Annotated in this window: 14 protein-coding genes; 3 read left to right on the plus strand and 11 right to left on the minus strand. The window is 59.2% G+C overall.

Annotated elements, in window-relative coordinates:
* Positions 1-3: 3 nt before the first annotated feature.
* Positions 4-594, minus strand: a complete 591-nt coding sequence (locus L861_RS12455) for a YjaG family protein (RefSeq protein ID WP_016416325.1) — start codon at positions 592-594, stop codon at positions 4-6.
* A gap of 31 nt (positions 595-625) precedes the next feature.
* Positions 626-922 (minus strand): MGMT family protein, encoded by a 297-nt coding sequence (locus tag L861_RS12460; protein WP_027947721.1) that lies wholly within the window; start codon positions 920-922, stop codon positions 626-628.
* 89 nt (positions 923-1,011) lie between these two features.
* Here L861_RS12460 and L861_RS12465 point away from each other — a divergent pair, with 89 nt between their 5' ends.
* A complete protein-coding gene (locus L861_RS12465) occupies positions 1,012-1,725 on the plus strand; it encodes a type 1 glutamine amidotransferase (protein WP_016416327.1) in 714 nt (237 codons plus the stop codon).
* Here the strand turns inward: L861_RS12465 and mnmH are convergent.
* The 8 genes from mnmH to hmgA all read right to left on the minus strand — a co-directional run bounded on the left by mnmH (position 1,722) and on the right by hmgA (position 10,117).
* On the minus strand, positions 1,722-2,816 hold the full coding sequence (mnmH, locus tag L861_RS12470; protein WP_016416328.1) for a tRNA 2-selenouridine(34) synthase MnmH: 1,095 nt from the start codon (positions 2,814-2,816) through the stop codon (positions 1,722-1,724). The genes L861_RS12465 and mnmH overlap by 4 nt on opposite strands.
* Positions 2,813-3,850, minus strand: coding sequence for a selenide, water dikinase SelD (gene selD, locus L861_RS12475; RefSeq protein WP_016416329.1), 1,038 nt, complete (start codon positions 3,848-3,850; stop codon positions 2,813-2,815). Before selD ends, mnmH begins: the two co-directional genes overlap by 4 nt.
* A 72-nt stretch (positions 3,851-3,922) precedes the next feature.
* Positions 3,923-5,296, minus strand: coding sequence for a DNA repair protein RadA (gene radA / locus L861_RS12480; protein WP_016416330.1), 1,374 nt, complete (start codon positions 5,294-5,296; stop codon positions 3,923-3,925).
* Positions 5,297-5,392: 96 nt separating this feature from the next.
* Positions 5,393-5,845, minus strand: coding sequence for a copper resistance protein NlpE N-terminal domain-containing protein (locus tag L861_RS12485; RefSeq protein ID WP_016416331.1), 453 nt, complete (start codon positions 5,843-5,845; stop codon positions 5,393-5,395).
* Positions 5,846-6,231: 386 nt separating this feature from the next.
* Positions 6,232-6,897 carry a L,D-transpeptidase gene (locus tag L861_RS12490; RefSeq protein WP_016416332.1) on the minus strand — a complete coding sequence of 222 codons (666 nt, stop codon included), beginning with the start codon at positions 6,895-6,897 and terminating at the stop codon, positions 6,232-6,234.
* A gap of 160 nt (positions 6,898-7,057) precedes the next feature.
* On the minus strand, positions 7,058-7,702 hold the full coding sequence (maiA, locus tag L861_RS12495) for a maleylacetoacetate isomerase (protein WP_016416333.1): 645 nt from the start codon (positions 7,700-7,702) through the stop codon (positions 7,058-7,060).
* A gap of 31 nt (positions 7,703-7,733) precedes the next feature.
* Positions 7,734-8,753, minus strand: a complete 1,020-nt coding sequence (locus L861_RS12500; RefSeq protein WP_016416334.1) for a fumarylacetoacetate hydrolase family protein — start codon at positions 8,751-8,753, stop codon at positions 7,734-7,736.
* 53 nt (positions 8,754-8,806) lie between these two features.
* Positions 8,807-10,117 (minus strand): homogentisate 1,2-dioxygenase, encoded by a 1,311-nt coding sequence (gene hmgA, locus L861_RS12505; protein ID WP_016416335.1) that lies wholly within the window; start codon positions 10,115-10,117, stop codon positions 8,807-8,809.
* Positions 10,118-10,678: 561 nt separating this feature from the next.
* On the opposite strand from hmgA, the gene L861_RS12510 reads away from it, so the two are divergent.
* Entirely contained in the window at positions 10,679-11,206 is a 528-nt protein-coding gene (locus L861_RS12510; protein ID WP_016416336.1) for a MarR family winged helix-turn-helix transcriptional regulator, read from the plus strand.
* A gap of 7 nt (positions 11,207-11,213) precedes the next feature.
* Here the strand turns inward: L861_RS12510 and L861_RS12515 are convergent, their stop codons facing one another.
* Positions 11,214-12,101 carry an AEC family transporter gene (locus tag L861_RS12515; protein WP_016416337.1) on the minus strand — a complete coding sequence of 296 codons (888 nt, stop codon included), beginning with the start codon at positions 12,099-12,101 and terminating at the stop codon, positions 11,214-11,216.
* Positions 12,102-12,353: 252 nt separating this feature from the next.
* On the opposite strand from L861_RS12515, the gene hisC reads away from it, so the two are divergent.
* Positions 12,354-13,409 (plus strand): histidinol-phosphate transaminase, encoded by a 1,056-nt coding sequence (gene hisC / locus L861_RS12520; RefSeq protein WP_016416338.1) that lies wholly within the window; start codon positions 12,354-12,356, stop codon positions 13,407-13,409.
* The last annotated feature ends 104 nt before the right edge of the window (positions 13,410-13,513 follow it).

Genomic DNA, 13,513 nt, shown 5'->3' on the forward strand with positions numbered 1-13,513 from the left:
GGTCTAGTCCAGGGTGAGCCCCAGATTGCTCACCCCTTCGTTACGCCCCAGGCGGCGCAAACGTTTCAGCGCATCTCGATCAAGTTCACCTTCCACCGCCTCGAGCACGGTATCCTGGAAGTCGTGCTCGTCGGCCATCAGGGGGTGCTCTCGCACCAGGACGGCCAGCCGGGCATCGTCGTCCTCACCTTCGGTCAACTCGATGAAAGCTCGGACACCACTGCGCGAGGCTAGACTGACCTCCAGCGCGGCATCCGGTGATTCGCCGCGTAGCGTATCGAGCACTGCCGACAATGCCACCACCGTTTCCAGTGCCCGTCGGGCCCCGAAACTGTCGTCCCCCACCGGTGGTTCAAGTTCGGCGAGCTTGTCCGCCTGGCGCTCGAAGTCGATTTTCGCTCCCTTGACCAGCAGATGCTCCCAGACCAGGTCCAAGATATTGCGCAGCGCATGAGTATCACCCTCCCCTGTCTGCTCGGCATAGAGGGCATAGTTAGGCATCAAGCGTTCGCAGAGCGCCGCCATGAATGCCAGGCAGCGGCGTTGATCAAGCTGGCGTAGGCGCTGGTGGAAGCCTTGTGAAGTTGAACTCATGAACTCTCCTCGGTGAACGCGGTAGCCGCCATCATGGCCAAAGCCGTGTGGCATCGACGCGACCATTAGCATCGAAGAGCACGCCCTCAGCACGTAGTTTGTCACGTTGACGCGCTGCACCGCCATGGTCGGCGACCTTACGATCGGCCGCGATCACTCGATGCCAGGGCAGGCCGTGGCCATCGGGCAGATGACGCATGGCACTGCCCACCATGCGCGCGGTGGCACCTTCGGTCATCTTGGCCACCCGACCGTATGTGGTAACGCGCCCCGGCGGAATCTGTGCAACGATGGTATAGATCTGTTCGAGCAATTCAGTACGCACCAGCCATCTCTCCCTCTCCCGTCAGCGATGTCCAAGGTATCTTCCACATCATACTGGACGCGACGGACGGCCTTATTCATCATGGGCTTATCATGCATATCTACTTTCTTCAGCACGACGCCAATATCGGCCCCGCCCGGTTCGCCGACTGGCTGATCGGAATGGGCCACAGTCATAATAGCTGCCATCTCTATGCCGGTGAGGCCCCTCCGCGCCTGGACGATTGCGATGGCCTGATCGTACTCGATGGCCCCATGAGCCTGGCGGGTAACGACAGCCCTTCCTGGTTTCGACGTGAGAAGAAACTGCTTACTCGCGCCTTGAAGAGCGGCAAGCCGGTGCTGGGTATCGGCCTCGGTGCCCAGCTCATTGCCGATGGCCTGGGCGCCATCGTCTCACGCGGCACTTACACAGAGATCGGCTGGCACCCGGTCACCCTGGCCCCGGACAGCCCTTTCGATCTCCCCGAGCACTTCGAAGCCTTGATGTGGCATCGAGATATCTTCGGCCTTCCCGACGGCGCCCTGCCACTGGGCTCGAGTTCCGCCAGCCCGTTGCAAGGTTTTGCCTGGGACGCTGGGCGCGTCATCGGTCTGCAATGCCATCTGGAAGCCACCAGCGACAGTGCCCGAGCACTACTCGATCAAACCCCAGCACATTTCGACACCCAGGCGAACGGACAACAGCGTTATGTGCAGGATCGTAGCGCTATCTTTGCCGACCCGCGACGTTTCGATCGGCAAGCTTCACTGCTCGACCGCGTACTGTTGCAATGGTTACGTAGCGTACCCTCGCAAGCCCTCTAGGCCTCTTGCTGGGCTCGCGACCAGTCGCGCGCTGCCTCCAGGCAACTGCCCCAGTCACCCACGTGCAGGAAGGTCCGATCATGCTTCTCGAGTTGGTGGCGGTACAGGGGATCGTAATACTCGGTAAGAAGCGGCGCTAGCCAGGCTTCATGCGCCTGCCGATTGCCTCTCTCGTGCTCGCGAAAAGCCAACGCCTGTAAACGCTGCAGCCGCGCCAGTCGAGCAGCTCCCAAGCGTTTCTTTAACCGCATCAACGCCGTGGCGAGTTGCTTGCGCATCAGTGTCCAGCCCAGCCAGTCACCGAACTGGCGCGAGTAAATCGCCCACAGGTCATCGATATAGTCCTTGCGAATCTGCTCCAACCGCCAATCCAAGGGCATTTCCACCCTCAGGCGTGGCGCTCGTTCCATGGCCCGCCAGAAGGTAAGTGGCACATTGACCACCCCGATATGCCGCGACTCATCCTCGACCACGCAGGAGCCATCGACTTCAAGCAAGCGTAGCCCCATGGCATGTTCGAAGTCGATCTGCGCTGGCGCCGGTAAGGGGTGGCGCCCAAAAGCAGAGCCCTTGTGGCGAGCGCAATCCTCCAGATCCAGACCATTATCGAGATGTTGGATCAGCGCCGTCTTGGCACAACCAGTCAGCCCGCCCACCACCAGCAACGGGCGCTCGGCAGCGGCGTCAATGCGCGAACACAGTGCCGCCCGCATTGCTTTCCAACCACCTCTCAGGCGCGGACGCTCGATACCCGCCTCGGCTAGCCATTGCTGTGCAAGCTGTGAGCGCAACCCACCACGAAAGCAGTAGATGATGGCATCGGGGTGTTTAGCCAACACCCGCTGCCAAGCGGCGACTCGACCTGCCTTGATGCCGCCTGCCACTAGCCGCTGGCCCAGCTCGATGGCCGCGTCCTGGCCAGCCTGCTTGTAAGTCAAACCAACGAGATGACGTTCCTCGTCGTCCATCAGTGGCAAATTGACCGCTCCTGGCAAGGCCCCTTGGGCAAACTCTACCGGTGCCCGGACATCGATCAATACACGCCGCGCGCGCAACAGCTCAAGATCCGGCTCGATCAACGGCAGATTCATCCACGTACCTCTAACAGCGCTGCCCCTTGCGACCTGACGATCTCACCAAAGGGCTCGAGCTCAAGCTCGTGAGCTCGACCGATACGCTCGACGTCGTCTTCCCAAGATGGGTGCACTGCCAGTAACAGGCCACCGGAGGTCTGAGGGTCACACAACCATTGCCAGTGCGCTTCGTCCATCGGCGGTAGTTTGTCGCCCAGCGCCTGACGGTTGCGTTCGGTACCACCGGGTATCGCCCCTTGACGCCGATAGGCCTCGGCCTGTGCCAGACGCGGCAAACGCTTGAAATCGATGCGTGCTGCCACACCACTAGCTTCACAGACCTCCGCCAAATGGCCGGCCAAGCCAAATCCTGTGACATCGGTCATGGCATGCACGCCTTCGATTCTTGCCAGCTCGGCACCGATATCGTTGGGTTTGAGCATGGCCTCCCTCGCCAGGCCCTGATGCCCAGCTTCGAGCAAGCCCTTCTTCTCGGCAGTAGTTAGCATGCCAACCCCTAGCGGTTTGGTCAGATACAGCAGATCGCCGACTTGGGCACCTTTGTTGAGCTTGAGATGCTTGAGATCGATCAGGCCATTGACCGCCAGGCCGAAGATCGGCTCCGGAGCATCGATGGAGTGGCCCCCGGCCAACCCTAGGCCGAGTTCACGGCACACTGCCTGGGCCCCGGCAACCACATCGCCGGCGATGTCCGCCCCTAGCTTGTCCAGCGGCCAGCCGAGGATCCCCAGTGCCATGACCGGCGTACCGCCCATGGCATAGATGTCGCTGATGGCATTGGTGGCGGCAATGCGCCCGAAGTCGAAAGGATCATCGACAATCGGCATGAAGAAGTCGGTGGTGGCAATCATGCCGCGACCATCGCCCAAGTCGTAAACGGCCGCATCCTCGCGGCCTTGATTGCCGACGATCAGACGGGAATGAGTGGCCCCAGGCCCCGCCTTGGCGAGGATGCCATCCAAGACATCTGGAGCGATCTTGCAGCCACAACCAGCACCGTGGCTGTATTGGGTCAGGCGAATGGCACTCATCGTTCCCTCCTTAGCATGGCTCATACCTTGATTCTACATCACCCCGATGGCAGCGACTCGACTTGCCCGACCTCACAATGCTTCCAATGCCTCGGCCAATTTCTCGACTGCGATCACTTCCATACCCTCGGGCGCCACCTTGGGAGCATTACCGCGTGGCACGATAGCACGGCTGAAACCATGCTTGGCAGCTTCGACGATGCGCTCCTGGCCACTAGGCACTGGGCGGATTTCACCGGATAGGCCTACTTCACCGAACACCACCAGCTCACGCGGCAACGGCCGATTCTGCAGACTCGACACCACCGCTAGCAGCACCGCCAAGTCGGCGCTGGTTTCCAGCACCTTGACACCGCCTACTACGTTGAGAAAGACATCCTGGTCACCAGTGAATAATCCACCGTGACGGTGCAACACCGCCAGCAGCATGGCCAAACGGTTCGGATCAAGGCCCACCGCAACCCGCCGTGGATTACCCAGAGCCGACTCGTCGACCAGTGCCTGAACCTCCACGAGAATCGGGCGGGTTCCTTCCCAGACCACCATCACCAAGCTACCAGCACTCTGCTCCTCGTTGCGCGAGAGAAAAATGGCACTGGGGTTCTTCACCTCCTTGAGACCATGCTCGAGCATGGCAAATACCCCCAACTCGTTGACTGCGCCAAAGCGGTTCTTCTGGCCACGCAGGGTACGGAAGCGCGAATCAGCGCCTCCTTCGAGCAACAAAGAGGCATCGATCATATGCTCGAGAACCTTGGGGCCAGCCAAAGTACCATCCTTGGTGACATGCCCCACCAGCAACAGCACGGTATCCGTTCGCTTGGCGAAACGAGTCAGTGCCGCTGCCGACTCACGCACTTGGGCGACGCCACCTGGTGCCGAACCGATATCCTCAAGGTGCATGGTCTGGATGGAGTCGATGATCAGTACTTCCGGACGTTCGCGCTCCGCCACCCCGAGCACCGTCTCGACACTCGTCTCGGCCAGCATCTTCAATCCTTGTACCGGTAGCTGCAGGCGATGGGCACGCATCGCCACCTGTGACAGCGATTCTTCACCGGTGACGTACAGCACCCGCTTCTGCTGCGCCAGCTTACAAGCAGTTTGCAGCAATAGCGTGGACTTGCCGGCCCCGGGATGGCCACCCAGCAATACTGCCGAGCCCGGCACCAGACCACCACCCAATACCCGGTCGAACTCACCGAAGGTCGAAGAGAAGCGTGGCACCTCGGACAAATCGACGGCAGCGAGATCGACTACCTCACGCGACACAATGCCAGCATAACCACTGCGTCCCGTCAGCGCCGGCGACTCTCCAGGGCGCGAATTCGACAGGCGCACCTCGCTCAACGTATTCCATTCTCGACAGCTTGAGCACTGCCCTTGCCACTTGCTGTATTCAGCACCGCATTCGGTGCACACGAAAGCGCTTTTCGCCTTTGCCATTACGGCTCATTCCCCTGGCTATCCGCTCGTCATTCTATCAGGCACAAACACGAGAGGCGGCCGAAGGCCGCCTCTCGCATCACCATGCAACGTGCATCACTGGCGCTTTAACTGCAACATCTCGCTGTTCTGGAAGCGGCGACGCTGGGGGTCGATCAGTTCCAGAGTACGCTCATCGACACGCAGGAAATAATAGATTTGACCATCGCCTTCCGGCGTCAGCTCATAGACGGTAGCGTTGGGATCAGCAGCTGTGCCACTCAGTACCTCCCACTGCCCGGTGTAGCTCTCGTCGGGCGGATTCTGGGGGTGTTCTCGATAGCTGGCATCAAGAGTAAAAGTGCGCTCTTCGGGTGGGGCCTGCTCATCGCCCATCAACTCCACGTCGATATCGATTCCGGCACAGTTTCGACACGGCAACGTACCTGCGTAGACAGCCTCGCCATCTACCGTATCCTCCGCCGTCGTCGGCGCGCCTGTGGGGCCAGCGGCACACCCCGCCAACATGGCCAGCATGGCGGAACCAACCAGCAACGTCCTGACTTGCATGCGAGTCCTCCTAACCAATGAGTCAAGCGCCGTCTCCACGGCGACTTGCCTAACAGCATAACGACAAGTAGCGCTGACGGACAGTTCTTGAAGCCAGGTAATGTGGTCAATGTTTCCATTGCCCTACTTCGTCACCCGGCCTACCTAGCGCAACGGCACCAATTCGCTACAAGCCGATAATTGTCATCCAACAGCATGATACCCCGGTATCCGGGGTTCGGCATCCATCATCGCTTCGGGAGGGAAATATTCCCCCCTCCTCTCAAATGAAACAGTTTTGATCGATGCCAAGGCCGACCATACACTACCGCGCCTCAAGGGAGGAATGTCGCGGCTACTGCCCAATGCTGAAGCGCTTGTGCGCTGGGCAAAGATAGTATGATCGATCAGCGAATCACCACCAACGTGCCGACATCCAGCCAGCGTTCCAACATCTGGATCTCGGTGTTGGTGACGGCAATGCATCCTTCGGTCCAGTCACGGATCTGGTGGAAATTGACGGGGCGATTGCCGAGGCCGTGGATGCCGATGTGACCTCCCAGTGGTGTATAAGCGGGGGAGCGGCCATACTGGCGGCGATACTGTTGGTAATCGTGATAGTCCTGATCACTGAGAACACCATTCTGCCAGGCCTCGTGAGCGATCTCCGGAGTTGGGTAGTCGATCCCGAAGAACAGCTCGAAACGACTTTGGCGATTGATTCTATCGATTCGGAAGTCACCGATAGGCGTCTGGCTGCTGCCTTGCAGACGGATGCGGTTGGCCCCTGCCGTACCAAAGGCCAGGTAAGGAAACGTCAGAACACGTCGCTCGCCCTGGAACAGGGCCAGTTCGCGCCGATTCAGGTCGATGCGAACCCAGACCTCTTCGGGCGCTACCGCGGGTAGTTCGATGACAGCTAGCTCGGACCATAGTAAAACCGGTCTCTCGGCCGTTGGAGCAGTTGGAGCAATAGTAGCAACCGAGGACGCAAAGCCATGCAGGCTAGCCTGCACACTCGTCGTTATCAGCAAAAGGGTGGCAGTCAGAACCACTAATAGGGACTTGGGCATGGGCGACCCTCGAGGATTGCCATTGGCTCACCCCGATTGTCACGGATTCCTAAGTGTCTCCATCTCGAATATTGAGCAATTTTTAACCGCTATTTTTTCGTTTTGGTGGTATAGCAGCGGCCCCTCCTCACACCCGCTTTATTAGCCTGCTTGCTATAACTCAGTTCGCATCCGGCTGCTCCCCCGGTGCCGCCCGCTGAAAGGCTTCAATAGCGCGGCAATTGGCGGTGATGCGCCGAATCCGCGGGCAGGCCGAGAGGTCGAACTCGAAGCGCTCGGCGTTGAACACCTGAGGCACCAGGCAGACGTCGGCTAGCGTCGGGGCGTCGCCGTGGCAGAAGTCGCCGCTGCCCGCCTCCCGTGAGAGCATCGTCTCCAAGGCAGTGAATCCCTCGGCAACCCAGTGTCGATACCAGGTCAGTTTGGTGTCCTCGTCCACCTGCAACTCGTTAACCAGATATTTGAGCACGCGCAGGTTGTTGAGCGGATGGATCTCGCAGGCCACCAGTTGGGCCAGCGCTCGCACCCGGGCGCGATCCGAGGGATCGGCCGGCAGCAGAGGTGGTTCGGGATAGCGCTCCTCCAGGTACTCGCAGATCGCCAGCGACTGGAGCAACTGGGTGCCGTCATCGATGGTGAGCATCGGCACCAGCCCTTGAGGGTTGCGAGCCAAGTACACCTCAGCCCGCTGCTCGCCCTTGACCAGGTTGACCGGAGCCTGGTCGTACGCCAAACCCTTGATGTTCAACGCGATGCGCACCCGATAGGCGGCAGACGAGCGGAAATAACCGTAGAGCGTCGTCATTTGCCTGCCTCCTTGGATTAGGAACCTGAACTCATTTTGGCTGATATTTCACGACCTGCTGATCGATGGCACCGAAAATGCTCTGGCCCTGGCGGTCGAACATCTCGATACGCACCCTGTCGCCGAAGCGCATGAATGGGGTGTGGCTATCGCCGTGCAAGATCTTCTCGACCATGCGCACCTCGGCCAGGCAACTGTAGCCTACCCCGCCATCAGCGACCGGCTTACCTGGGCCGCCATCAGGGTCAGGGTTGGAGACAGTGCCTGAGCCGACGATAGCCCCGGCCCCCAAGTAGCGAGTCTTGGCGGCATGCGCGACGAGTTGCGGGAAGCTGAAGATCATGTCGGGGCCGGCCTCGGGCTCACCAAACTTCTCGCCATTCAAATGCACGGTGAGCGGCAGGTGGACCTTGCCATCACGCCAGGCATCGCCCAACTCGTCCGGGGTCACGGCAATCGGCGAGAAGCTCGAAGCCGGCTTGGCCTGGAAGAAGCCGAACCCCTTGGCCAGTTCACCAGGAATGAGGCCGCGCAGACTAACGTCGTTAACCAGCATCACCAGCTTGATGTGGCCAGTGGCCTGCTCCGGGGTCACCGCCATCGGTACATCGTCGGTGATCACGGCGATCTCGCCCTCGAAATCGATGCCGTGGTCCTCACTTATCGCTTCGATGTCCTCCTTGGGAGCCAGGAAGTGATCGCTGCCCCCCTGGTACATCAGCGGATCGCTCCAGAAAGTCTCGGGCATCTCGGCACCACGCGCTTGGCGCACCAGTTGCACGTGATTGAGATAGGCAGAGCCGTCGGCCCAGTGAAAGCTACGCGGTAGCGGCGAGTGCAGCCTGGACATATCCAGGTCGAAGGCATCGTCTTCCTGACCGCCATTGAGGGAGGCATAGACCTTTTCCAGACGCGGGGCAAGTGTGTCCCAGTCCTCGATGGCCTGCTGCAGGGTGGCGACGATGCCGGGCACGCGCACGGCACGGGTCAGATCGCGGGAGACCACTATCAGTTCACCGTCGCGGCCTTTGTTGAGAGTAGCGAGTTTCATCGGTCATTCCTTATCGTCAAAAGTTCGTCATCGTTATAGGTCAGGTGTCTGGATCAGGGCGTTGACGGGTCGAAATGCGAACGCAGCCCAGCCCACACATCGACGTAGTCGCGCTGACGGAATTCGGCTTCCAGCGCTGCGGGTGTCGGCTGAAAGACGTAGCGGCTCTCGAACATGAAGGCCAGCGTATTGCTCTGGTATTGGGGTGCCAGCTCAGCCTGGGAGGCCTTCTCAAAGGTCTCGGCATCCGGCCCATGAGGCGACATGGAGTTGTGCAGGCTGGCGCCGCCAGGTAAGAAGCCTTCAGCCTTGGCATCGTACTCGCCGTGGATCAGCCCCATGAATTCACTCATCAGGTTGCGATGGAAATAGGGCGGGCGGAAGGTGTTCTCAGCCACCATCCAGCGCGGCGGGAAGATCACGAAGTCGACGTTGGCCATTCCCGGTGTGTCGGAAACCGAGGTCAGTACGGTGAAGATCGACGGGTCTGGATGGTCGAAACTCACGGTGTTGATGGTGTTGAAGCACGCCAGGTCGTACTTGTAGGGCGCGTAATTGCCGTGCCAGGCGACCACGTCGAGCGGCGAATGATCGAGATGCGTGGCCCAGAAGCGACCGGAGAACTTGGCGACCAGTTCGAAATCGCCGGACAGATCTTCATAGGTCGCGACCGGGCTCAGGAAGTCGCGTGGATTGGCCAAGCCATTAGCACCAATAGGCCCCAAGCCTGGCAGTTCCAACGGGCTGCCGTAATTCTCACAGATATAGCCGCGCGCAGCGTCGCTATCCTTGCCCAGGCGCGCCTGGAACTTGACCCCGCGCGGAATCACGGCGATCTCTCCGCCACATACCTCGAGCTCGCCGAGTTCGGTGCGCAGTCGCAGGATCCCCTGCTGCGGCACGATCAGCAGTTCACCGTCGGCGTTATAGAAGAAGCGCCGATGCATGTCCTGGTTGAAAGCATAGACATGCACCCCACAGCCGGTCTGGGCGCCGGCATCCCCGTTGACCGCCACGGTCAGCAGGCCGTCGACGAAATCAGTGGGCTCGCTAGGGATTGGTAGCGGGTCCCAGCGCATCTGGTTGGGATCGGCGGCAGGCTCCACCGGTGGTGCGGTCGCCACCGGTCCTGTTGGCAGCGGCTGATAGGCACTTTGGGCCACCGAGGGACGAATTCGATACAGCCAACTGCGCAAATTGTGGGAACGTGGCGCGGTGAAGGCCGAGCCAGTGAGTTGCTCGGCATATAGGCCATACGGGCAGCGCTGCGGTGAGTTCTGGCCTTGTGGCAGGGCACCGGGCAGCGCTTCGCTGGCAAAATGGTTGCGGAAGCCGCTCTGATATTCAAGATCTCGGGTATTCATGCAGACATCCTCACGCAATCAAGACCGTAGTTTGGCGAGACCTGCAATACGCAGTGCCTCTTCCCATACCGAAAGTGCCGCACTACTTGATCACGCTCGGCGTATGGAATTCCGGCGACCTTGGTGAAGTCGGCCAGCTACTCTTCGGTATCAGGGTAGGGTGTGAACGTCCAGCACCTCGGGTTGCTGGCATCCGATTATTGTTTCAATTGAAACTATAATCAAAGTATAGCCTCTCCGGGAACGCAACATCAACTCCTCATTGAGCATGGACAGTAGACTGAAAAAACACTCTCACCTTGCCGAAAGAGCAACGTCTGGTAGTTTCAATAGATACCATAATGTTGGATACTCATCGCATCCACATCAACAGTGGCAGTCTCTGACCAGCTATGAATGTCTGTTCTGAGCTGTATCGCCAGATGCCACCACCGGTACAATCTTCCGTGAAGCCATCTCTTTCTGAATGAGTCGGCATCGAGTATGCGGTTACAGGTCTTCTCCCGCATCGAACTGTTCCGACCTCAACTACTTCATTGATGACTCTGATGGAGATCTATCATGGACTCGGATGTGCAACGGCACGAGGCTCCCAGCAAGAGTAGGGACGACGACCATAGCCGGCCGACGAAACCTGAACTGGACTTGAACCAGTTCCTGCCCTATCGGCTGAATAGCCTGGCGGACCGCATCAGCCAGGCACTATCGCAGATCTATGATGAAAGTTTCGGCATCAACGTGGCCGAGTGGCGGGTGCTGGCCTGGCTCAGTCACCGGGATGTACTGACGGCCAAGCAGATCTGCGAATTCACCCGTATGGACAAGGCACGGGTATCCCGCGCCGTGCAAGCGCTCGAGGAGCGGGAGTTGATTCGACGTACCCAATCCACCAGCGACCAGCGCGTCCACTACCTGCACCTGACACCTGCTGGAGAGAAATTGTTGGGCGAGTTGATTCCCCAAGCCCATGCCTGGGAAACCGAATTGGTATCCACGTTGACCGCTGGCGAATATCGCGACCTGTTCAATACCATGAGCAAACTTGAGCGGCAGTTGGAGCGTCTCGAAGAAAACACTAAAACACCCTAGCGCCGGTTCAGCCGATGACGTGCACGAATATCATGGCCAAGACCAGCGGCATGACTACCAGGCTCCCCAGATTGCCGATCAGTACCAGTGAAGCTACCTTGTGGGGTTCCTGGCGATACTGCTCCGCCACCAGATAATTAAGCACCGCCGGCGGCAAAGCGGCGAACACCCATAGTGCCGCAGCCCTCGGCCCCTGGATATCCAGCCACCAGATCAGCGGCGCTGCCAGGATCAAGCCGCTGAGCGGGCACAGTACCGCTCCCAGCACCCCGGTCTTCCAGTCACTGAAGTCGATATCCAGCATGCGCACGCCGAGCGCGAACAGCATCAAGGGAATGCACACTCCTCCCAGCATGTTCAGCGCTTCCAGCAACCATACCGGCAACGCTATTCCGCCGAGATTGACAACCAGGCCGGCGATGCTGGCCAGCACGATCGGCATCCTGAGCAGCCGCCACATGGGAGTATGCGGGCTAAGCATATAAAGCCCTACCGAGAAGTGCAGCAACATCTCGACGATGAATACCACCACCGCCGCCGGCAGCGCTGCTTCACCGAAGGCCAGTACGATCAGGGGAATTCCCATATTCCCGGAGTTGTTGAACATCATGGGCGGCAGGAAGGTCTTGGGGTCGAGCCGTAGCCAGCGGGTCACTGGCCACAGTAGCACGCCAGAACCTAGCACGATTAACGCCGCACCCAGTGCCAGGGTGGCGTATTCTTCGAGTGGTGCCTGGCGGTCGGATAGCACCGCGAACACCAGCATGGGCACGAAAAGCTCCATATTGAGAGTATTGAGCCCACGGATATCCGGCGTGCGAAAGCGTCCATAGAGCGTGCCACAGCCAGCGATGAGAAACACCGGCAGCAAGGTGGCGAGTATCTGTCCAATCATCCATAGATCCCTGAATTAGGGAAGTGCTGAATAAATCGACGAGCGGCTTCAAGCACAAGGCGCCCGGAGCGCAGCAACCGGAACATATGGGGTATATGTGAGGCTTGCGAGCACCGCGTAACGCAGTGATTGAGCTTGCATAGGCATTTATTCAGCTTTCCCTTAGGTATTCAGCGTAACATGACTCTGGCTTGCGCAGCGCGCGTGGTGACGTCACCATGATAAAAGTTCCAACTCTTCAAGCGAGTCCCCATGAGCAAGTTCTGGAGTCCAGCTGTTCACGAATTGACGCCCTATATCCCCGGCGAACAACCTCGCGAGCGCCTGGTAAAACTGAATACCAATGAGAACCCTTATCCTCCGGCGCCCGGTGTCGAGAAGGTACTGAGCGGCTATTCCATCGACCATCTGCGCCTCTATCCCGATCCGGAGTCGCTCGCCTTGCGGCACGCCTTGGCCAAAGAACATGGAGTCGAGGTCGGCCAGGTTTTTGTCGGTAACGGTTCCGACGAAGTTCTAGCACTGGCATTCCAGGCCTTCTTCCGCCAGGCAGCACCCTTATCGATGCCGGCGATCACCTATAGCTTCTATCCGGTCTATTGCCGGCTGTACGACATCGCCTATCGAACCCTGGCACTGGACGACGAGTGGCAGGTGCCTTTGGAAGCCTTCGATGTGCACAGCGGTGGAATCGTCTTCGCTAACCCCAATGCCCCCACGGGCCATGGTCACGGCCGAGATGCCATAACCAGGCTCCTTGAGCGCGTCACCGAGTGCGTAGTGCTGATAGATGAAGCCTATGTGGATTTCGGGGGCGAAAGCGCCATACCGCTTGTCGCACAATATCCCAACCTACTGGTGACCGGGACTTTCTCCAAATCGCGCAGCCTCGCTGGCGTGCGGCTCGGCTATGCCATCGGCTCGCGAGAGCTGATCGAAGGCCTTGAGCGCGTCAAGAACTCCTTCAATTCCTATCCGATCGACAGCTTGGCCAGTGCCGTGGGGATCGCCGCACTTGAGGACAGGGAACACTTCGATGCCTGCCGTGAGAAAGTCATCACCACGCGTGAGCGTACGCGGCGCCGACTGACGAATCTAGGCTTCGAGGTGCTACCGTCCCAGGCAAACTTCATCCTCGTGCGTCATCCCGAGCATGATGCCGCCCAACTGTTCGTTGGCTTACGCGAGCGCGGCATCCTCGTGCGTCACTTCAATACCGAGGCCTTGCGCGATTTTCTGCGTATTTCTATCGGCACTGACGACGAGATGGACAGCTTGATTGAAGCACTAGAGACACTGGTTGGCTGAATAGCCCTTCCACACAGCTCCGGCCTAGCGAGGCTGGGGCTGTATATGATGAATAGGGTCACGCTCAGCTTCCAAGCAAGCAGGATTTCAGTCCCAACGCAAAA

It is taken from the genome of Litchfieldella anticariensis FP35 = DSM 16096 (assembly GCF_000409775.1).
GTDB classification, from domain to species: Bacteria; Pseudomonadota; Gammaproteobacteria; order Pseudomonadales; family Halomonadaceae; genus Litchfieldella; species Litchfieldella anticariensis.